Source organism: Alcaligenes faecalis (assembly GCF_002443155.1).
Taxonomy (GTDB): Bacteria; Pseudomonadota; Gammaproteobacteria; order Burkholderiales; family Burkholderiaceae_B; genus Alcaligenes; species Alcaligenes faecalis.
The window spans coordinates 3,678,814-3,699,298 of the sequence record NZ_CP023667.1 but is presented as its reverse complement, the minus strand read 5'-3'; the positions used below and the strand labels follow the sequence as shown (position 1 = coordinate 3,699,298).

Sequence of the window (20,485 nt, the reverse complement as noted above, 5' to 3'; positions counted from 1 at the left end):
AAAAGGGGCATAAGCCCCTTTCATCTTGGTCTAAGCGCGTGCGAAATACGTGTTATGGACGTAGTTCCCGGCGCAGGATCTTGCCTACGTTGGTACGTGGCAGGTCGTCGCGGAACTCGACAATGCGCGGGGCCTTGTAGCCGGTCAGGTTCTTGCGGCAGAAGGCTATTACGTCTTTTTCCGTCAAATCGGGATTACGGCTGATGACATAGAGTTTGACGATTTCGCCTGCTTTTTCATCCGGCACACCGACGGCGGCGGCCTCGACAATATCTGGGTGCTGGGCGGCGACGGCTTCCACTTCATTGGGGTAGACGTTAAAGCCAGAGACCAGAATCATGTCCTTTTTGCGATCCAGCAGGAAGACATAGCCTTGCTCATCCATATAGCCGATATCACCTGTGCGCAAGAAGCCGTCACGATCAAAAACCTTGGCGGTTTCATCGGGGCGTTGCCAGTAACCGGGGGTGACTTGCGGCCCGCGAATGCACAGCTCGCCCGTTTCGCCCAAAGGCAGATCGTTCTGGTTTTCGTCACGTATGCGTATGTCGGTAGACGGTACAGGCAGACCAATCGAGCCGGTGAACTCTTGTTTGTCCAGCGGATTGATCGTGGCGGCGGGAGAGGTTTCAGTCAGTCCATACGCCTGTGCCAAAGGCTTGCCCGTGGCTTCCAGCCAGCGCTTGGCGACCACTTCCTGTACGGCCATACCGCCGCCCAGCGTAAAGCGCAGGGAGGAAAAGTCCAGTTTGCGGAACTCGGCATTGTTCAGCATGGCATTGAACAGGGTGTTCACCCCGGTAATGGCAGTAAAACGCAGCTTGGACATGTCCTTGATCATGGACGGAATGTCGCGCGCATTAATGATCAACAGGTTTTCGGCACCCAGACGCAGGAACACCAGCAGGTTCGCGGTGAAGGCGAAGATATGGTAGAGCGGCAGGGCGGTAACAACGCAGTCGATCTGACCTTCTTTCAGATACGGGCGAATCCAGGACAGGGCCTGGCTCAGGTTTGAAACCAGATTGCCGTGGGTCAGAATGGCCCCTTTTGCAACGCCTGTCGTGCCCCCGGTGTATTGCAGGCAGGCAATGTCATCGTGGGTCAGCGTGACGGGGGCGGGTGCGCGGCCCCGTCCTTGTGCCAGTACAGCTTTGAACGAGACAGAGCCAGGCAAGGACCAGGCCGGCACGCCCTTTTTAATATGGCGTACCACTTGATTGACCAGCCAGCCCTTGAAGCCGCCCAGGCAATCGCCTACGCTGGTCACAATGATTCGCTTGATCGGCGTTTCGTGCAGGATTTCCTGCAGCACGTGGGCAAAGTTTTCCGCAATGATGATGGTTTCCGCGCCGCTGTCTTGCAACTGGTGGCGCAGTTCGCGGGCGGTATAGAGCGGGTTGGTATTGATAATGGTGGCCCCACTGCGCAATACCCCATACAGGCTGATGGGGTACTGCAGCATATTGGGCATCATCAGGGCGACACGGTCGCCTTTTTTCACGCCTTGGCTTTGCAGCCAGCTGGCCAGGGCCAAGGCATTGTCCGACAGCTCGCGGTAGCTCATGCGTTTGCCCATGCTGATATAGGCCGTGCGCTGCGCGAACTCGGTACAACTTTGTTCAAATACATCCAGCAAGGACGAGTACTGCTGGGCCTGATCTTCGATAGTGGCAGGAATACCAGTGGGGTAGTTCTGCAGCCAGACTTTATCCATGAAGCGCTCCGAGGCGTGTAGGTTCAAGACAATCCCAGCAGGGCCTTTTTGAGCGATTCTTGAGCAGGCTTCTTGCCTAGCCAGATTTTCAACAAAGCAGGGGTCAGATCAGGGTGAGAGAGCTCGCCCAGGACCTTGTCGTTAAACAGGATCTTGACCTGTGCTGCGTTCATGTCCAGCACCACGATGTCGCCTTCCTTGGCTTCGCCAACCTGACGCATCAAATCTTCAAATTGCTTGATGACGGGGTCCAGTTCCTGCCTTTCAGGATCAGTCAGGTTGTTGTGAATGCCGTCTTTGAGGGCATCAATCAGGGTTTGGGCGTCCAGGTCACGTTTAAGGACCAGCCGTACTTGATGGGGTCCGGGTGACTGGATAATGGCGTCGGCATCCTGGGAAGGAGACGCGGTATAAAGAGCGGCAACGTACACATCAAAAACAACTTTCTTGCGCAGGCCTGCCCCATTCAGTTTCAGGCTTTGCTGCTCGACGGTGACCGTGTCCGGCACGGTGACATTCGCAACAGTGGCGGCCTGGGCAGCGGGTAGCCCCAGGGACAGACTTAAAATCAGGGCGGCACAGCGGGGGGTAAACATGAAGCGGTCCTCCGGCAAATTAGCGTGATTGTGATTTCTGCTTGTAGAAGTGGGCGTCGGCGATGTAGATGGTGCGTTCCACCGTGGTGTAGATCTGGCCTTCCGGGTCCTGGATCTGTACGGTAAATGTGGCTTCAGCCTCGTGGTATTGGTCTAGCTGTCCTCGTATTGCGTCCAGTTCATCTGGATTGATTTGAAAGTTGGCATACAGCGTCTGGTAGCCAGGGCGGCGATACTGGATCTCTGCATTCTTGTCCCAGACAATCACATGACGTTGCAGGCCGGCCAGGAGCATGGTGGCGTGCACGCCGTCTGTAATGGCAAACAGGGATCCACCAAATAAAGAACCATTGATATTGCGAGTGCGTCGACGCAATGGCAGGCGTACGACGATGTGTTGCAAGTTCGCTGAAACTTTGTGGACCCGCCCGCCGGTTGCCCGGAAGGCGGGGTGCCAGTTAAAGCCCAGCTGCAAAAAGCGCGCACGCCATGTGGGGGGCAGACGTGCGAGCAGCTCCATGCGGCGACTGCGGGCCATAGTGCATCCTTAGAAGCGATAGCTGAACTGCACGCCCAGGATGTCACCACTGTTTTTGTAGGTACCGCGTGTCAGACCACGGCCAGCCGGATCCGTGTTGTTGTTCATGTCGGTATTTTTCAGGAACAAGTGGGTGTAGCCGATATCCCAAGTGGCATTCTTGCTGGCGCGATACTGAGCACCCAGGGATACCCAGTAACGGTCGCTGTCAGGCAGGGCGGTTGGGCGGTAGTTCTTGTCGCGTACTGGTGATTGGTCCCAAGCAATACCACCCTTGAAGGTCCACTGTTCGTTGTAGTGGTAGTTGGCGCCCAGGGCGACGCGCCATGCGTCCTTGAATTTCAGCTCCAGGCCGGAATTCTTGGCGCCGGGGCCGCTGTTTTCAATGGTCAGGCGCGGGATGCTGCTCCAGCCTGTCCAGGACACGTCGGCCAGCAACTGCCAGCGCGAATTCAGGTCGTGCACCAAGCTGACAATGGCGGTGTCAGGCAGCTTGATGGTGGCTTCGGCATCCCAGTTGATGTTGGGAGCAGGAATGCCTGCTGGTACGTTGCGGTTGCGCAGCTTGGTGTCGCCGTCAGCCGTGACCTTGATTTGCGAGCGATAGGAAACGCCCAAACGAGTGCTGGGGGTAATTTGGTACAGCAAACCGGCGTTCCAGCCCCAGGCGTCGCCCTTCATCTTGACGCGGGTGTCCATGTCCAGTGGGCCCAGTGCCGGGTGATAGCCGACGGGGGTAGCCAGACGGTAGTCGGCATCAATGTGCAACCAGTTCACACCCACACCGAAGGACAACTGATCGTTGACCTTGTAGGCCACCGACGGGTTGACGTTGATGGTTTCAATGGCAAATTTTTCGGAGTGGTAACGGCCAACCCAGCCTTCGTCATATTCGGTTGTCAGACCAAACGGGACACCAATACCCAGGCCCACCCACCACTTGGGCGAGAGCTGGTGGGACAGATAAATATTGGGAACAGCGGCGACTTTACCGGCATCACCACCTGAACCGCCGGTGGCGGGACGGCTGGCGCCACCCGTCAGGGCCAAGGGGTCGGTACTGCCTTTATCGGAGAACTTGAAGGTAGGTTTAATCGCATTAAAACCTGCCGAGAAGTTGGTCTCGGGCAACAAGGTCATGCCGGCCGGGTTGAAGTAGATCGTGCTGGCATTGTCACCGATGGCGGCCGAGCCTGCGTAGGCATTACCCAGGCCGCTCGCATTCTGTTCCAGCAAGTTAAAACCAGCCGCTTGGGCTTGACCCATTCCCATGCTCATTCCCAGAGGAATCAGCAAAGCGGGGATGGTACGCAAAGCTACAACCGTCTTTTTCATGTCTCTTCTCCAAGGTATAGGTGCGACGTCTGACAGAGGCTTATGACAAGTTTTAAAACACCTGTTTGTTTTCTATGGTGCATGACCTAGGCCAATCGGCGTATAGGTATTTGTGCCAATCCGAACTAATTGCGTTGTTTTTGTGTTGCTTTGTAATGCAACGGACCTCCGCGGAAAGGGGCAAAGCCGGTACCGAAAATGACACCTGCATCGGCCATGTCATCGTTCTCCACAACCCCAATCCGAACCTGATGCTCGGTCTGTTCGATAAGGGGTTTAATCAAGCGATCTGCCAGACCGCTTGGAACCGTTCCCGCAGGAGACTTCTGGGCTTTGCCATCCTTCCAGGTGTAGAAACCCTGGCCGGTTTTACGGCCCAGTTCCTGGCGATCCAGATGGGATTTCAGGCAGGCTGGCATGGCCGCTTGCTGGCTAAGTTGCGCGCCCGCATCACGGGCAATATCCAGGCCCACGGTGTCTGCCAATTCAAGTGGGCCCATAGGCATGCCGAACTGCAGCATGGCTTTGTCCACGGTGGCCGGGTCCAGTCCTTCGTCCACGCAACGCATGGCTTCCAGCATATAGGGAGCCAGGACGGCATTGACCAGAAAGCCGGGGCTGTCCTTGACGGGCAAGGGCAGCTTGCCGATCTGGTTCACAAAGGCGTAGGCGGCACTGCGCACCTCTGGGGCCAGCAGTTCGCTTTCCACCACTTCCACCAAGGGCATGCGAGAGACCGGGTTAAAGAAGTGAATGCCTACCAGTCGTTCCGGATTGATCAGATTCAGGCTGAGCTCGGATAAAGGCAGGCTGGAGGTATTGCTTGCCAGCACAGCACCAGGCTTTAGCAAGGGCTCAATGGTGGCGTACAGGCTGCGCTTGGCATCGGCGTTCTCGAAGATGGCTTCCAGAACCAGATCTGCCGAAGGGATGCCGTGGCCGTCCGGGTCCGGAATCAATCGGTCCAATGCGGCTTGTACCAGCCTGCGGTCTTTGAGACGGCGCTGGAACAGCTTGGCGGCACGACCTTGAGCCTGGGCGATACGCTTGCGGTCCTGATCCTGCAGCGTCACACGCATGCCTTTCAGCGCACATACGGCGGCAATATCGCCCCCCATGACACCAGCACCGACCACGTGAATATGCTTGATCTCCTGAGTCGACGAATGCTTGCCTACGCTTTTCAGACGCTCTTGCAAATGGAAGACACGCAGCAGATTGGCTGCGGTGTTGGAACGGGTGATTTGCTCGATCAGCTCGGGAGCCTTCAAGGCATTGCCGTTGTGCTTTTCCCATATCTCCAAAATGGCACGAGGGGCCTGATAGTGCTGATACGGATCGCGCTTTTCCAACTGCTTGCGCACTTGGCCAGCCACCAGGGGGCGCAGCAGCTTGGTATTCATCAGGCGTGGCAGACCTTTGGCACGACGTGGTTTCTTGCCACTGAGCACCTGCTTGACGGCGGCTTGCTTGGCCAGACGGACAGGGACGCAAGCATCGACCATACCTAGACGGGCGGCCTTGCGAGCATCCACGCTTTTGCCACTGAGCATCAAGTCCATGGCAGCGGCAGGGCCTATATATTCAGGCAGGCGCAACATGCCGCCCCAGCCGGGGAAAATACCCAGCATCACTTCAGGCAGAGCCAGCCGCGTGTCGTCCTGATCTACCGCCAGGCAATAGCGGCAGGCCAGGGCCAGTTCCAGACCACCGCCCAGGCAGTGACCTTGCACCAGCGCCAACGTGGGGTAGCTTTGCTTGGCCAGCTTGTTGAACACTGTCCAGCCACGAGTCACCAGGGCCAGGCCCTTTTCCGGGTTGTTGTTGTGTTCGGAGAATTCATCAATGTCGGCGCCTGCAATAAAACCGGCGGTTTTGCCCGAGTAAATAATCAGGGCTTTGGGAGGATGGCTGCTCAGGTAATCCAGGGCCTGGTTCAGCTCCTGCAAAACAGCGGCAGAGAGTCGGTTGACCGAGCTGCCCACGCAATCGATTTTCAGCCAGGCAATTTGCTGATCGTCCGTGTACAGCGTGAAGTCTTGCAAATTCAAGGTAGCGACGGGCATCATGATTCAGTTCCTTGCAGCGATTCGATCAGCATGGCACCGCCTTGACCGCCGCCAATACAAATAGCGGCCATGCCCAGGCGCAAGTTGCGACGACGCAGGGCATTCAAGCAATGCAGCACAATTCGGGCGCCGGAGGCACCCACCGGATGGCCGATTGCAATAGCACCGCCGTCCACATTGAGCTTGTCCATATCCAGCAGTCCCAACGCATCACGACCCAGGTGTTTTTGGCACCACTCCTGATCGTCCCATGCAGCACGACATGCTAGTACTTGTGCTGCAAAGGCCTCGTTGATTTCCCACAAGTCGGGGCCATTTAGGGCCAGACGGTTGCGCTCCAAAATAGGTGTCGCGGCGAACACAGGGCCCAGGCCCATGGTGGCCGGGTCCAGACCGGCCCATTGCGCATCCACAATGCGGCCAATGGGTTTGAGCTGATGTTCCTTGACGGCCGCTTCACTGGCCAGAATCAGTAGGGCTGCGCCGTCAGTGACTTGAGAGCTGTTGCCGGCCGTGATATTGCCCCAGGGCGGGTCAAAGACCGGGCGCAGCTTGGCCAGTTTTTCGGGTGTGGAGTCTTCGCGTACACCATCATCTTGCGGGTAGTTATTACCGCGCGTGTCGCTAAGCGGCACGATTTCTTCAAAAGCGTTTTCTTGCTGGGCGCGCAAGGCCAGACGGTGACTGCGGGCCGCAAATTCATCCATATCCTGACGGGTAATGCCAAATTCGTGCGCCAGATTTTCAGCGGTCTGGCCCATGGACAAACCGACCACGGGATCGGTCAGCCCTTTGAGCAGGCCGATGACAGGCTTCAAGTAGGACAGGCGCAGACTACGCAGGGCTTTCAGACGTGCGCCTGCACTGCGGGCCTTGCCCCAGGTGGCCAGCCAGCGCACCATGTCGTCGCTGAACAGGATGGGGGCGTGAGACAGCGCATCGACACCACCGGCCAGCACCAGATCCGAGCGGCCGGTTTGAATGGCCTGCACGCCCGAATCCAGTGCTTGCATGCCCGAAGCGCAGTTACGCATCACGGTCCAGCCCGGCACTTTGTGACCTGTGCCCAGACGCAGACCCAGAACCCGGCCGATATTGGTTTCATCGGGCGAGGGGGCGGCGCAACCCAGAATGACCTCGCTTAGTTGCGGGGCCTCAAAGGGTTGGCGCAGCAGCAGCTCGCGTCCTGTTTGTACGGCCAGATCCCCAGCGGAGAAGGGGCCAGGCGCATTACGCGCTTTCAGAAACGGGCTGCGCGCGCCGTCAATAATATAGACCGGTTGAAAACTCATACTTGGCTCCCACTGGCGGCTTCAGCGGCAGGATTTTCCCGACGCAGATCGAAGGGGAAATCATCCACGGCAATAACGCGGTCGCGCACGATATCACGGGCCTGGATTTGTTCATATTCCTGGGCGGTGATGCCACCGGCCTGGAAGACGGCTTCGGCCAGATCGCGCACGTTGGCTTTGGGGTTGTCCTGCAATTGACCGCTTTTCTCGAATTGACGGATTTTGGCGTCAATATCGCGAGTGTTCAGCGTCGCCAGCAAGGCAGCTTCAATCGCGCCGACGGGTTCCATATCGTCCTCAGGCAAGTAAGTGTCGTAAGTCAGGCGATCACGAGTGGCACCGGGTTTGGTCAGCAGCTTGGCGACGGTGTGATCCAGCTTGTCATCGGGACCCAGACGGCGCAGGCCCAGAGGGAAGACCAGGAAGCGCAGCACGGCAGCCAAAGGACGGTTCGGGAAGTTTTCCAGTACCTTGTCCAGCGCATGTTGAGCGCGCATCAAGGCGTCTTGAGCCGCCCAGTGAGCCAAAGGCGCATCTTCTTGCTGGCGACCTTCGTCCTGGTAACGCTTGAGTACGGCGCTGAGCATGTACAGCTCGGACAACACATCGCCCAGACGCGAGGACAGACGCTCACGCATTTTCAGCGAACCACCCAGCACCAGCATGGACGCGTCGGCCAGCAAGGAGAAGGCGGCACTGTAACGGCTGGCCTGGCTGTAGTAGGTGTGCATGGCCTTGGAGGTGCCGGTAGGGCCGCTTAGCAAGCGCCAGCCACCCAAGCCCAACCAGAAGGAGCGACCTGTGTTGGCCAGTGTGTAGCGGATGTGCGCCCAGAAAGCCTGGTCAAATTTACGCAAACCGGCTTCGCGGTCAGGGTCCAGTGCGGCTGTCATCTCTTCCAGAATGAAAGGATGGCAACGAATCGCGCCTTGGCCAAAGATGATCAGGCTGCGCGTCAGAATATTGGCGCCTTCCACCGTAATGCCGACGGGAATTTGCTGGTAAGCCCGGCCCAGGAAGTTGGAGGGGCCAAGGCAAATACCTTTACCACCAATCACGTCCATACCGTCGTTCACTACAATGCGCCCACGTTCAGTCACGTGATATTTCACAATGGCTGATACAACGGAGGGTTTTTCGCCCAGATCGACAGCCGCCGCCGTCATGGTGCGGGCGGCATCCATCGCGTAGGTATGGCCGGCAATGCGGGCCAGTGCTTCTTCCACGCCTTCAAATTTACTGATGGCGCTGCGGAACTGGGTACGCACGGCGGAGTAACCACCCACGGCGCGGCTGGTCAGTTTGGCCATGCCGGTAAAGGAGGAGGGCAGGGAGATGGAGCGGCCGGCAGCCAGACATTCCATCAACATGCGCCAGCCTTGGCCAGCCATGTCGGGACCACCAATAATGAATTCCAGCGGCATGAACACGTCTTTGCCGCGGGTGGGGCCGTTCATGAACATGGCATTCAGGGGGAAGTGACGGCGACCGGTATCAACGCCAGGGTGATCGCTAGGGACCAGGGCGCAGGTAATGCCAATGTCTTTTTCGCCACCCAGCAAACCGTCCGGGTCATAGAGGCGGAAGGCCAGACCCAGCAAGGTGCACACCGGAGCCAGCGTGATGTAGCGCTTGTCCCAGGTGACGCGCATGCCCAGCACTTCCTGACCTTCCCATTCGCCTTTGCAAACAATACCTACGTCAGGAATGGAGGCGGCATCGGAACCGGCCCAAGGGCTGGTCAGTGCGAAAGCGGGAATGTCACGGCCATCTGCCAGACGGGGCAGGTAGTGTTGTTTTTGTTCGTCAGTACCGTAGTGCAGCAGCAATTCTGCCGGCCCCAGCGAGTTGGGCACCATCACCGACACGGACAAGGCCGAGTTGCGGGTGGATAGCTTGGCCACGACTGCCGAGTGCGCTTGCGCCGAAAAACCGCGACCGCCGTATTCCTTGGGAATAATCAGGCTGAAGAAGCGATTTTCTTTCAGATAGTTCCAGACCTCGGCAGGCATGTCGAAGTCTTCCTGGCTGACTTGCCAGTCGTCAATCATGGCGCAAGCCACGTTGACCTCATTGTCCATGAACTGGCGCTCTTCATCGGTGAGCCGGTAGGCCGGATAAGAGCTCAGGGTGTTCCAGTTAGGTTTGCCGCGAAACAGCTCGCTTTCCCACCAGACCGTACCCGCTTCCAGCGCATCGCGCTCGGTTTGGGACATGGCAGGCAAAACGCTGGAAAAAGCGCGGTAGATTGGGCGGCTTAGCCACTTGGTACGTAGATTCCGGTTTTTGAGAACGTAGACGCAGCCAAGCACTAGCACTATCAATAGCAAGGTCACAAACATAGCAACTCCGGACTAGCTCAGAAAAAAAAGAAGAAGGATGCCCCCACGCTGCACCTTCGGCTTGCTGCCCCCCGAGGGGGCGCTTTTTACCTTGGGAGCGGCCCGGCGGTAAAAAATACCCCCACGCTGCACCTTCGACTTGCTGCCCCTAAAAGAGGGGCGTGGTTCACCTTGGTGTAGTTTGGTGGTCAGGACCGTTCAGCTCAGGCGCTGGCCGGCAAAGGAGCTCGTAATCCACCCAGCAGGAAACTCATCAGACGTTGTTGCAGTTGTTGCTCACTTTCGGGGCTGTCGCTAAGGGGTAATTGCAAGGTCCGACGTAGTGATTGGGTGCCCATTAATGCGTAAGACGTGGCACCCAGCATGAAATGGAATCGCCAGATGATTTCTTCTTCCGGCACAGTGGGCAGGGCTTCGTGTAAAGCCTGCTTGAAGGGCAGGAAGATGGCGACTTGTTCGTCCCAACAGATGGACTGAATGAAATCCTGCGGTGCCGGGCGGTCTTGCCCGGGCAAAGGAATAAACGAGCGGGGGGTGCCGTTGCCTGAGCCTGCCAGGCGGATCAGAGGGCCAAAAAAGGCGTCCACCACCTGGGAGGCTTTCAACGGACCTTCACCGGCTTGCTGGCGATAAAAAGCCAGCTTTTCCAGACGCTCTTGATTGATGCTGTTCAGGCGGCGCTGGAACACAGCCTGCGTCAGTCCGTCTTTACTGCCAAAGTGATAATTGACGGCAGACAGGTTTACCTTGGCCTGCGCCGTAATTTGGCGCATGGAGGTGTTTTCGTGACCGTACAGCGCGAACAGATGTTCGGCTGCATCAAGAATGGCGGACTGTGTTCGATCAGAGCGTTTCACCGTTATTTCCTAATTTCAAACGAGTGTTTGAATAATGTAACGGGAATGCGGAGTTAGTACAGTAGGGGTTCACCCTAGCCCCGCAAAGCGAGGCCAGGGGCCAGTCTTAGATCTGGGTCACAAATTTGGTGACTAAGTATCCGTCAAAGGTTTCAGCTCCGCCTTCGCTGCCTATGCCGCTGTCCTTGACGCCACCAAACGGAGTCTCGGGCAGGGAGCTGCCAAAGTGGTTGATATTGACCATGCCCGATTCCAGCTCTGTGCCCAGTCGATGCGCATCTTGCAAAGACTGTGTAAAAGCATAGGCAGACAAACCATAAGGCAGGCTGTTCGCGCGGGCGATGGCATCGTCCAGGTCGCTGTAGCGGGTCAAGGGGGCGATGGGGCCGAAAGGCTCCTCGGTCATGACCAGGGCATCGTCAGGTAAATCCGTCAGCACCGTGGGCGAGAAAAAGAAACCGTCACGCTTGATCTGCTCACCGCCCAACAACACTTTGCCGCCCAGAGAGCGGGCGTTGTCGACAAACTTTTGCATCATGGGGATGCGGCGCTCGTGAGCCAAGGGGCCCATTTGCGTATCCGGGTCCAGACCATCACCTACCTTCACATTGGCCAGCTCTTCGGTGAAGCGGTCCACGAAGGCTGTGTAAATATCGTCATGGATATAAAAGCGCGTGGGGGAGATGCAAACCTGCCCGGCGTTACGGATCTTGAAACGAGCCAGCTGACGAGCAGCCCGGGCCACATCGGCATCGGGCAGGACCAGTACGGGCGAGTGACCGCCCAATTCCATGGTGATGCGTTTCATATGAGCACCGGCCAGTGCAGCCAGTTGCTTGCCTACAGGCACAGATCCGGTAAAGGATACTTTACGTACGATGGGCGAGCGGATCAGGTAGTCCGATACCTCTTGCGGCACACCCCAGACAATGTTCAGCACGCCGGGCGGCAGGCCGGCATCGTGGAAAGCTTGGGCAATGGCCATGACGGCGCTGGGAGAGTCCTCGGGGCCTTTCAGAATAATCGTGCAGCCAGCACCGATAGCGGCGCAGATTTTGCGAATAGCCTGGTTGTAGGGAAAGTTCCAGGGCGTAAAGGCGGCGCAGACCCCAATAGGCTCACGCAATACCATTTGCTGCACTTTGGGGTTGCGGGCGGGAATGACACGGCCATAAATACGACGACATTCTTCGGCGTGCCAGTCTGCATGATCGGCGCAGGACATGATCTCGCCGACGGCCTCGGCCAAGGGTTTTCCTTGGTCCAGCGTCAGATTGCGGCCAATTTCCTGGGCGCGCTCGCGGGACAGCTCCGCCACCTTGCGCAGAATCGCACTGCGATCCATGGGCGAGCTGTGACGCCAGCTTTTGAATGCGGCTTGAGCGGCATTCAGAGCGGCATCCAGATCCGCCTGGGACGCCAGGGGCAGTTGGCCCAAGCTACTGCCATCGGCTGGGTTGATGACGGCCTGGGTCTGGCGACCTTGCCCGTCCAGGAATTGACCATTGATATACAGGGCCAGGTGTTGATACATGTGCGGCCTCCAAGTTGTCTGTGTTGCTAACTAGATACGTACCGTTCGATGGTATCGGGCGCGCAGAAACGGGACAAGCGTGGGCGGTGGATATTGCAGCAACGGATTGTTCAGAGAAGCAACAAACGGGCGCGAAACAGGGAGCCCTTCATGCGATTGTTATAAGTTTTTGATTTCATATCTCTTTTTGAACGCCTGACAAAGAGAGGGAAATCGACATCAAGTTTCAATAAGAAATCGTTACAAATGCAGCATTCTTAATGTGAGCGATTGTTATGCTTTTAACAGTGAAAATGTTTTTATCGCTTGGTGATAACTCGGTTTTACCTTGATGTAACCTAAATGCTTATTAAGGTGAAAGTTTTTTGTAAATTATTACCAACGATCAAGCCAAGTGGGACAGGCGCAACAGTTATTGGTTTAGTGCCTAATCGCCCGAAATCGTTTAATTTCAGTGTATTGTTGCCTTTTTTATCACAGGCTATTTATCATTTTTAACATTGTCATCCACGAAGGCTCTTGTAATCTAAGATACAATTTGTCCCGTGATCTACGTGATGGGTTTCACTATGCGTCACGTAAAAAGTCACAATCAGACACAAGGTTATGCTCCAAGAATACAGGTCAGAAGCCTGTAGCTCCGCCTTGTCTTGCCCCGGTCCATTATGAACATACTGCTGCGGCTGGCGATGTATTTACCAGTCTTAGGTGTAAAGCCCATGTGCAATACATAGGTGTTGGGCCCTCGGGTGGTGTTTCTTTCGCTTTGTTTGAGCGACACACCGAACCCATTCTTCTTTCATTTTTGTACTTAAGGACGGTCTGATCAATCAGCCAGCCGACCCAAATTCCCCACTGGTTGTCGCCTGATTTCAGAAAATCAGAAAAAAACGTCCAAAATCCCGATTTTCCGTTGTGTTTTCGCTCAGAATAGCCCTTTTCCGGGCCTTTTGATGTCCTATGGGCGCACCTCTGCCATCAAATGTCGTCGCGCCATCCACAGATTGCTCAACGTGAACAGCGTCAGCAACTGCGCGGTGTTTTTCGCCAGCCCCCTATACCTCACCTTCGTGTAGCCGAACTGCCGTTTGATCACCCGAAACGGATGCTCCACCTTGGCCCGCAGGCTGGCCTTGGTGTATTCATAGGCGTCTTGCAACGATTGCACCGTCTTGCTCAATCTCTTGCGCAGGCTCGGGCGCAACGCAATATGCCACTGCACATCGCGCCCCTGGTGCTCTTCGCGCTTGCCCACACCTTGATAGCCCGCATCACCCAAGACCAGTTCTTCCTCACCGTGCAGCAGCCCATCGACCTGCGTCACATCCGCCACGTTGGCCGCGGTACCTACCATCGAATGCACCAGGCCCGTATGCAGATCGACCCCAATGTGCGCCTTCATGCCGAAGAAATAGTTATTGCCTTTCTTGGTCTGGTGCATCTCGGGGTCCCGCGCGCCCTGGGCGTTCTTCGTCGAGCTGGGCGCATCGATGATCGTCGCGTCCACAATCGTTCCCCGGCGCACCATCAGCCCATAGTCTTGCAGCAGCAGGTTCACGCCTTCGAACATTTCTTCGGCAATGTTGTGCTTCTCAAGCAGGTGACGAAAGTTCAGAATCGTCGTCTCGTCCGGCGCACGACCACCGGGCAGCTTGGCGAACTGGCGCATCGAAAAACTGTCGTACAACGCCTCTTCCATCGCCGGGTCGCTCAGGTTGAACCATTGCTGCATGAAGTGAATCCGCAGCATCGCCTCAATGGGATACGGCTGGCGACCCACCTTGCCTTCTTGCGGGTAGTGCTTGGCAATCTCACCGGCCAGGTAATCCCACGGCACCGTGCGATCCATCTCGTTCAAGAACTTCTCACGGCGTGTCTGCTTGCGCTTACCGGCAAATTCCGCTTCAGAAAAACTCAGTTGGCTCATGATGAACAGACTCGTGAGGGTGTGACAGACGAAGTTTACCGTTGCGCGGGGGAATTGTTCAGAGATTCCTTAAATTTGATCTGGCAATGCGTTGCAACGCTGACGTGATGGCGTCTGTTGCGGACGTGGCACAGGATCTTACGGAGGCCGACGTGCGTGGTAAGAAAACTCTAACAGTAAGTTCGCTGCTGACAGCGTTACTGCTTGCGCAACCAGCGCTTGCCCAGCAGGAAAACAGCTTGAGCTTCAAGGACAGTATTGAGCGGGCAATCATGTCCAATCCTGAACTTGGTGCTCGCTTCCAGGATTTCCAGTCTGCGCTTGAAGGCCAGAATGTCGGCCGTGGCGCCTTGATGCCTGAAATCAATGCTCAAGGTTGGGTTGGCAAAGAGTGGCGTGGCAGCACATCGGGTGCTCCGTCTACGGACTGGTCCCGCCGTGGTTACAGCCTGCAGCTGCGTCAGTTGATTTTTGATGGTTTCTCCTCGATCAACCAGGTGCGTCAGCTGGGCTACGAAAAACTGGCTACCTACTACGAACTGCTGGCATCGGTAGACTCCCTGGCTCTGGAAGCGGCTAACGCGCACATCGACGTGCTGCGCTACCGTGAAATGGAAAAGCTGGCCCGTGAAAACTACGGCATGCACATGAACATCCTGGGCCAGATTCAGGAGCGTTCGGCATCGGGCGTAGGTCGTGGCGTTGACCTGGAACAGGCGTATGGTCGTCAGTCCCTGGCTCAAAGCAACATGATGACCGAGGCCGGCAACCTGAACGACGTGTTGCAACGCTACCGTCGTATCGTGGGCGTGGCTGCTCCTGAAGTCATGCAAGCGGCGCCTAGCCTGAGCGAGTCGATTCCCGCCAAAACAACTGATTTCTTGCCATCCTTGCGCACCAGTCCTGTGATTCTGGCCAAGCAGGCTTTGTATCAAGCTGCCGAGTCGGGTAAGCACGTGGCTCAAGGCCGCATGTCGCCGACGCTGGAGTTTCGTGCCGCCACCGGTAAAGACAAAAGCGACCCTCCCGGTTCCGCTTACCGCGATTCGCAAAGCAGCAATATTCAGCTGATGCTGTCGTACAACCTGTTCCGCGGTGGTGCCGATGCTGCTCGCATCCGTCAGACAACGGCTCAGCAATACGCTGCCCGCGACGTGCGTGACTACACCTGCCGCAACGTGCAACAAGACCTGGCTGTAGCCTGGAACAACATTGAGCGCCTGCGTGCTCAGCTGCCATTCCTGAAACAGCACGAACTGGCTACGTCCAAGGTTCGCGTTGCTTACATGCAGCAGTTCCAGATCGGTCAGCGCTCTTTGCTGGACTTGCTGGATACGGAAAACAAATTGTTTGATGCGCGTCGTGCTCTGGCCAACGCCACTTACGACCTGCAGCAAGCTGAATACCGTTGGCTGACCTTGTCGCACCGTCTGGTGTCGGCAGTTGGCCTGTCCCAGCCGTACTCGGAGCAGCCTGAAGAGGCCGCCAAGCTGGACTTCCCCGAAGAGGCATTCAAGGCATGCATGACGCCTGTCCCAGATACCAGCAACCTGACTCCTGTTTCTGTTGATTACCGCGACGGCATGGCTCCGCCAGTCCTGCGCGAGAAACCAGCCGGGCTGTAAGTCGCTGCTTCTTGGCGTTATTAGATAGAAAGGGAGGCACGTATGAGTCAAAACGAAGATGACTACAAACAAGAGCTTTCAGTCTCGGATGCCAGTTTTATCCGGGTACTGGAGGATTTGATTGACGCACTGGTTGCAAACGGTGTGCTTCGTATGACTGATCTGCCTCCCCAGGCCTTGGCCAAATTGAACGAGCGCAAACGTACCCGTCAACGCCTGCGGGATTCGCTGGATTTGATTAATGACGATGAACCACTCATCTGACAGCACGACACCAAAAAGCGGGGAATTCAGTGTCCCGCCTCATCTGACACATGATGATCCTCTTTTGACCTGCCTGGCAGAGATCACCCGTATTCACGGTAATCCCTGCACACCGCAGCATTTGTCTGCGGGTCTGCCCTTGCAGCGTGGACGGCTGACGCCGGCGCTCTTGAATCGGGCGGCGGCGCGAGGCCATTGCACGGCGCGAGTGTGGCGCCGCGCCTTTACCGAACTCGACACCAATCTGTTCCCGGTTATTTTGTTGCTGAACAATAACCGCGCATGTGTCTTGTTGGGTCTGGAAGGAGAGCATGCCCGGGTGCATTTCCCGGAAAGTGGCAGCCCCAGCGAAATCAGCCTGGAAGATCTGCAAGCGCAGTACTCCGGGCTGTTGGCTGTGGTGCAGCCGGATTTTCGTGTCGAAGCGCGTGCTAAAGATGGGGTAGCCCCCATGAAGGGCAAGCACTGGTTCTGGACAGCCGTAGTGCAAAACTGGCGTCTGTATCGTGACGCCATTGGCGCTGCCTTGCTGATCAACCTGTTTGCCCTGGCCATTCCGCTCTACACCATGAACGTGTACGACCGGGTGGTGCCCAATAAGGCGATTGAAACCCTGTGGGTGTTGTCGATCGGGATTGGATTGGTTCTGGTCATGAACATGGTGCTCAGCACTGTGCGAGCCTATGTGGTCGATGCGGCCAGTAAACGGGTGGATATTCAGTTATCTGCGCGGATTATGGAGCGTGTGCTGGACTTGCGCATGGAGAACCGACCGCCGTCGGTGGGCTCCTTTGCTGCCAATCTGCGCTCCTTTGAATCGGTGCGCGACTTTATTGCTTCGGCCAGTTTGACCACACTGGTCGATTTGCCTTTTGTATTGCTGTTTTTGGCTGTGCTGGCCTGGATCTCGCCCTGGATGCTGATCCCGCCGGTAGTGGCCATTGTGATCATTCTGGGTATTTCCTGGTTTGCGCAGGCCCGCATGGAGCGCCTGACCAAGCAGACCTTCCAGGCTGCCGCCCAGCGTAATGCCGGGCTGGTTGAGTCCTTGGCTGGCATGGAAACCCTGAAGGTCCTGAATGCGCAAAGCAATGCTCAGCGCGATTGGGAGCAGTCAACCGAATATCTGGCACGTCAGGGTGCCCGTATCAAGATGACCTCCACGCTCACCGTCAATACGGTGCAAATGCTGCAGCAGATGGTCACTATCAGTGTGGTGATTATCGGGGTGTATCTGGTTCAGGAAACCAAATTGTCCATGGGGGGCATTATTGCTTCCTCCATGATCGCAGGCCGTTGCCTGGCTCCATTGGGGCAGGTGGCTGGCTTGATGATGCAGTATCAAAATGCCCGTACCTCCTTGGGCTCGGTCGATTCATACATGAATATGCCGGTAGAGCATCCCGAGGAGCGTCACTTTGTGCCACGTCCTTATCTGGAAGGCTCTATCGAGTTTCGTAACGTCAGTTTCACCTATCCCGGTGCAACTCAGAACGTGCTCGACAAGGTCAGCTTTTCGTTGAAGGCTGGCGAGAAGATCGGCATTATCGGCCGTATCGGCTCCGGTAAAACCACCTTGTCCAAGCTGATCCTGGGTCTGTACAAACCAACGGGCGGCACAGTGGTGCTCGACGGAATTGATAATCAGCAGATTGATCCGGCAGACGTGCGTCGCTCCATGGGCTATGTCTCGCAGGACCCCATGCTGTTTTATGGCTCCTTGAAGCACAACCTGATGATGGGGACACCCTACGCAACCGACGACCAAATGTTGGCAGCAGCGCGTCAGGCCGGCGTGGACGACTTCGCACGACGCCATCCTGATGGCTACGACATGATGATTGGCGAGCGTGGTGAATCCCTCTCGGGTGGTCAGCGCCAGGCGATTGCGGTAGCCCGTGCCTTGATTGGTAACCCATCCATTCTGTTGCTGGATGAACCCAGCAGCAATATGGACAACCAGAGCGAATCGGCTCTGCGTCGCAGTTTGCAGAAAGAATGTGAAGGCAAGACCGTGGTGCTGGTGACACATCGCACCGCTTTGCTGGAGCTGGTTGATCGTCTGATCGTGATGGATATGGGGCGTATTGTGGCGGATGGTCCCAAGGATCAGGTTATTGCCGCTTTGCGTAGTGGGCAGATTGGCAAGGCCCGGAGTGCAGCATGAAGATAAAGAACCTGTTTCATTGGGTGCGTGCACAACTCCAGGACACCAGCGCGCCGCCTCCTGGCAGCAACATGCTCAAAAACGCCTCGTGGACGGCTCGCTACCAAGAGGTACGCGGTTCCACGCTGCTGATCTGGCTGACGTTATTGGCAATTTGCGTGCTGATCGTCTGGGCCAGCCTGGCCAGTATTGATGAAGTGGTGCGCGGTGAAGGCAAGGTTGTGCCATCTCGCCAGGTTCAGATTGTGCAAAGTCTGGACGGCGGTGTGGTGGAAGAAATTCTGGTCCGCCCTGGCCAGTCCGTGGAAGCGGGCGAAGTCCTGCTGCGTATTGATCCAACCCGTGCCTCGTCCTCTCTGGGCGAGAACGAAGCAGAATCCTTGTCCTTGAAGGCCAAGGCTGCTCGTCTGGAAGCCATTGCCGCAGATCAGCCTTTTGATATGCCTGTTGAGGTTCTGGAAAAAGCCCCCGACTTGGCGGAAATGGAACGTCGTGTCTGGCAGGCTCGTACTGAAGAGCTGCGCTCCAATATTTCGGTGGCCCAGGAACAGTTGAACCAGCGTCAACAGGAATTGCGTGAAACGCAGGCCAATCGTGATCAGGCAGCCTCCAGCTGCGGGCTGACCTCGCAAGAACTGCAAATGACTCGCCCCTTGCTCAAGAGCGGGGCTGTGTCTGAAGTGGACTTGCTGCGTCTGCAGCGTGATGTGGCTCGTTACTGCGGTGAGCAAAAAGCAGCCACAGCACAAATCAGCCGTATCCAGGCCTCGATTCAGGAAGCCCAGAACCGGATTGGTGAAGTGGAAATTACCTTCCGCAACCAGGCCCGTACTGAACTGGCTGAAACACGTGCCAAGCTGGCATCCCTGGAACAAGGACAACGTGCCTTGGCCGACCGTGTGCGACTGGCCGAAGTGCGCTCGCCCGTGCGCGGCACCATCAAGACTCTGTCTGCCAATACGGTGGGCGGTGTGGTGCAGCCTGGTAAAGATATTCTGGAGATCGTGCCCACTGACGACACCCTGCTGTTGGAAGTGCGCATCAATCCGCGCGATATCGGGTTTCTGCACTCGGGCCAGACTGCCGAGGTCAAGTTCACCGCCTATGACTTTGCCGTTTACGGTGGCCTGCCCGGCGTGCTGGAACAGACCAGTGCCGACACCATTACCGATGAAAAAGGCAATTCATTCTATATAGCTAAAGTACGTACTGACACGGTGTATGTCGGTGACGATAACCGTCCGATCCTGCCCGGTATGGTGGCCGAAGTGCACATCATGACAGGCAAGCGGACCGTTATGCAGTACTTACTCAAACCTATTCTCAGGGCCAGATCCAACGCGTTCAGGGAGCGTTAAGGCCGATCGGTCCGTTGGGGGAGTAGCGCTGACGATAGAGGTGTAATACCCGAGTCAGACCAAGAGCTGATGGCTTATAGCTCGTGTTACCAGTAAGGGAAAAGCGGTATGCGACAAGTAAATTCGGTTTTATTTCTGACTGCCGATGAGGCGTTGTGGCAGCATTGGCGTCATCTGGATTCCGTCACCTGGTTGCCTGCCAGAGGGCAGGGCATGGACGATTTATTGCGTTGGAAACAACAGCAACGTGACCTGGTGGTCATTGATAGTGCTTTGGCTTTGTGGAACCACCCTCAGTGGAGCCAGGCAGTACAAGGCATGAAGGTCATTATTGCCAGCCCACGCCCATTGGATACCGAAGGTCAGGCGGTCTTGGCTTTGGGAGCCCGTGGTTACGTTCACGCCTACAGTTCCTCAGCCCTGCTGGTGCAGGTTTTGGATCATGTGGCCAGCGGTCAAATCTGGGTTGGGGAGTCCTTGCTGAGCCGTTTGCTCAGCGATGTCACTCGTCGGCTGGAACCTAAAGCTGGCTGGGAACGCACATTGACCAGCCGTGAAGTCGAGGTCGCGCAACGCGCCTCGCTAGGCCACTCCAATCAACTGATTGCCAACGACTTGGGAATCACTGAAAGAACGGTTCGCGCCCATCTTCAGGCGGTTTTTGAGAAGCTGGATGTAACAGATCGTTTGATGTTGGCGCTAAAAGTACACGGCATAGCCTAAACCCCTGCTCGCCGTCCCGTTCGTATTGTTAAGTAAGGTCAATAACAATAAATAAAACAGCGAACTGGCGGCGACGCCAATATCGACTAGCGGACCAACTCGCTATTCTCTGATCAAAGAAAGTCCATTTCTGACTGCTGC

15 protein-coding genes are annotated in these 20,485 nt (G+C 56.5%); 5 read left to right on the top strand and 10 right to left on the bottom strand.

Translation table 11 applies throughout. The annotated features are described in order from the left end of the window. Positions 1-52: 52 nt before the first annotated feature. The 10 genes from CPY64_RS17170 to CPY64_RS17125 all read right to left on the bottom strand — a co-directional run bounded on the left by CPY64_RS17170 (position 53) and on the right by CPY64_RS17125 (position 14,207). Positions 53-1,717: an AMP-binding protein gene (locus CPY64_RS17170; RefSeq protein WP_042489219.1), complete on the bottom strand. Its 1,665-nt coding sequence runs from the start codon at positions 1,715-1,717 to the stop codon at positions 53-55. Positions 1,718-1,740: 23 nt separating this feature from the next. Next, a complete protein-coding gene (locus CPY64_RS17165) occupies positions 1,741-2,313 on the bottom strand; it encodes a chalcone isomerase family protein (RefSeq protein WP_042489216.1) in 573 nt (190 codons plus the stop codon). 19 nt (positions 2,314-2,332) lie between these two features. Next, positions 2,333-2,851, bottom strand: coding sequence for a DUF4442 domain-containing protein (locus CPY64_RS17160; RefSeq protein WP_026484839.1), 519 nt, complete (start codon positions 2,849-2,851; stop codon positions 2,333-2,335). 9 nt (positions 2,852-2,860) lie between these two features. After that, on the bottom strand, positions 2,861-4,186 hold the full coding sequence (locus CPY64_RS17155) for an OmpP1/FadL family transporter (protein ID WP_042489213.1): 1,326 nt from the start codon (positions 4,184-4,186) through the stop codon (positions 2,861-2,863). A gap of 125 nt (positions 4,187-4,311) precedes the next feature. After that, a complete protein-coding gene (locus tag CPY64_RS17150) occupies positions 4,312-6,255 on the bottom strand; it encodes a 3-hydroxyacyl-CoA dehydrogenase NAD-binding domain-containing protein (RefSeq protein WP_042489208.1) in 1,944 nt (647 codons plus the stop codon). After that, the gene (locus CPY64_RS17145) at positions 6,252-7,547 is read right to left on the bottom strand and encodes an acetyl-CoA C-acetyltransferase (protein WP_042489205.1); all 1,296 of its coding nucleotides are present in this window, start codon (positions 7,545-7,547) and stop codon (positions 6,252-6,254) included. Before CPY64_RS17145 ends, CPY64_RS17150 begins: the two co-directional genes overlap by 4 nt. Next, positions 7,544-9,889: an acyl-CoA dehydrogenase gene (locus CPY64_RS17140; protein WP_042489202.1), complete on the bottom strand. Its 2,346-nt coding sequence runs from the start codon at positions 9,887-9,889 to the stop codon at positions 7,544-7,546. The genes CPY64_RS17145 and CPY64_RS17140 overlap by 4 nt, the downstream gene beginning before the upstream one ends. 203 nt (positions 9,890-10,092) lie before the next feature. Further along, the gene (locus tag CPY64_RS17135) at positions 10,093-10,746 is read right to left on the bottom strand and encodes a TetR/AcrR family transcriptional regulator (RefSeq protein WP_042489201.1); all 654 of its coding nucleotides are present in this window, start codon (positions 10,744-10,746) and stop codon (positions 10,093-10,095) included. 106 nt (positions 10,747-10,852) lie between these two features. After that, entirely contained in the window at positions 10,853-12,280 is a 1,428-nt protein-coding gene (locus tag CPY64_RS17130) for an NAD-dependent succinate-semialdehyde dehydrogenase (RefSeq protein WP_042489195.1), read from the bottom strand. Positions 12,281-13,238: 958 nt separating this feature from the next. After that, complete coding sequence (locus CPY64_RS17125; protein WP_054513305.1) at positions 13,239-14,207, bottom strand: IS5 family transposase; 969 nt, start codon at positions 14,205-14,207, stop codon at positions 13,239-13,241. Positions 14,208-14,314: 107 nt separating this feature from the next. On the opposite strand from CPY64_RS17125, the gene CPY64_RS17120 reads away from it, so the two are divergent. The 5 genes from CPY64_RS17120 to CPY64_RS17100 all read left to right on the top strand — a co-directional run bounded on the left by CPY64_RS17120 (position 14,315) and on the right by CPY64_RS17100 (position 20,344). Further along, positions 14,315-15,832, top strand: a complete 1,518-nt coding sequence (locus CPY64_RS17120; protein ID WP_080723860.1) for a TolC family outer membrane protein — start codon at positions 14,315-14,317, stop codon at positions 15,830-15,832. A 42-nt stretch (positions 15,833-15,874) separates the two neighbouring features. After that, positions 15,875-16,096: a hypothetical protein gene (locus tag CPY64_RS17115; protein WP_022983326.1), complete on the top strand. Its 222-nt coding sequence runs from the start codon at positions 15,875-15,877 to the stop codon at positions 16,094-16,096. After that, positions 16,080-18,263 (top strand): type I secretion system permease/ATPase, encoded by a 2,184-nt coding sequence (locus CPY64_RS17110; RefSeq protein WP_223253974.1) that lies wholly within the window; start codon positions 16,080-16,082, stop codon positions 18,261-18,263. The genes CPY64_RS17115 and CPY64_RS17110 overlap by 17 nt, the downstream gene beginning before the upstream one ends. 71 nt (positions 18,264-18,334) lie before the next feature. Beyond that, positions 18,335-19,621: an HlyD family type I secretion periplasmic adaptor subunit gene (locus CPY64_RS17105; protein WP_223254112.1), complete on the top strand. Its 1,287-nt coding sequence runs from the start codon at positions 18,335-18,337 to the stop codon at positions 19,619-19,621. Positions 19,622-19,729: 108 nt separating this feature from the next. Beyond that, positions 19,730-20,344, top strand: a complete 615-nt coding sequence (locus tag CPY64_RS17100; RefSeq protein ID WP_042489187.1) for a response regulator transcription factor — start codon at positions 19,730-19,732, stop codon at positions 20,342-20,344. Positions 20,345-20,485: the final 141 nt, after the last annotated feature.

Excerpts from the sequence above, each read along its gene's own strand:
- CPY64_RS17170 (WP_042489219.1), bottom strand. The coding sequence starts at position 1,717 with ATGGATAAAGTCTGGCTGCAGAACTACCCCACTGGTATTCCTGCCACT.
- CPY64_RS17165 (WP_042489216.1), bottom strand. The coding sequence starts at position 2,313 with ATGTTTACCCCCCGCTGTGCCGCCCTGATTTTAAGTCTGTCCCTGGGG.
- CPY64_RS17160 (WP_026484839.1), bottom strand. The coding sequence starts at position 2,851 with ATGGCCCGCAGTCGCCGCATGGAGCTGCTCGCACGTCTGCCCCCCACA.
- CPY64_RS17155 (WP_042489213.1), bottom strand. The coding sequence starts at position 4,186 with ATGAAAAAGACGGTTGTAGCTTTGCGTACCATCCCCGCTTTGCTGATT.
- CPY64_RS17150 (WP_042489208.1), bottom strand. The coding sequence starts at position 6,255 with ATGATGCCCGTCGCTACCTTGAATTTGCAAGACTTCACGCTGTACACG.
- CPY64_RS17145 (WP_042489205.1), bottom strand. The coding sequence starts at position 7,547 with ATGAGTTTTCAACCGGTCTATATTATTGACGGCGCGCGCAGCCCGTTT.
- CPY64_RS17140 (WP_042489202.1), bottom strand. The coding sequence starts at position 9,889 with ATGTTTGTGACCTTGCTATTGATAGTGCTAGTGCTTGGCTGCGTCTAC.
- CPY64_RS17130 (WP_042489195.1), bottom strand. The coding sequence starts at position 12,280 with ATGTATCAACACCTGGCCCTGTATATCAATGGTCAATTCCTGGACGGG.
- CPY64_RS17125 (WP_054513305.1), bottom strand. The coding sequence starts at position 14,207 with ATGAGCCAACTGAGTTTTTCTGAAGCGGAATTTGCCGGTAAGCGCAAG.
- CPY64_RS17120 (WP_080723860.1), top strand. The coding sequence starts at position 14,315 with ATGGCGTCTGTTGCGGACGTGGCACAGGATCTTACGGAGGCCGACGTG.
- CPY64_RS17115 (WP_022983326.1), top strand. The coding sequence starts at position 15,875 with ATGAGTCAAAACGAAGATGACTACAAACAAGAGCTTTCAGTCTCGGAT.
- CPY64_RS17110 (WP_223253974.1), top strand. The coding sequence starts at position 16,080 with ATGAACCACTCATCTGACAGCACGACACCAAAAAGCGGGGAATTCAGT.
- CPY64_RS17105 (WP_223254112.1), top strand. The coding sequence starts at position 18,335 with ATGCTCAAAAACGCCTCGTGGACGGCTCGCTACCAAGAGGTACGCGGT.
- CPY64_RS17100 (WP_042489187.1), top strand. The coding sequence starts at position 19,730 with ATGCGACAAGTAAATTCGGTTTTATTTCTGACTGCCGATGAGGCGTTG.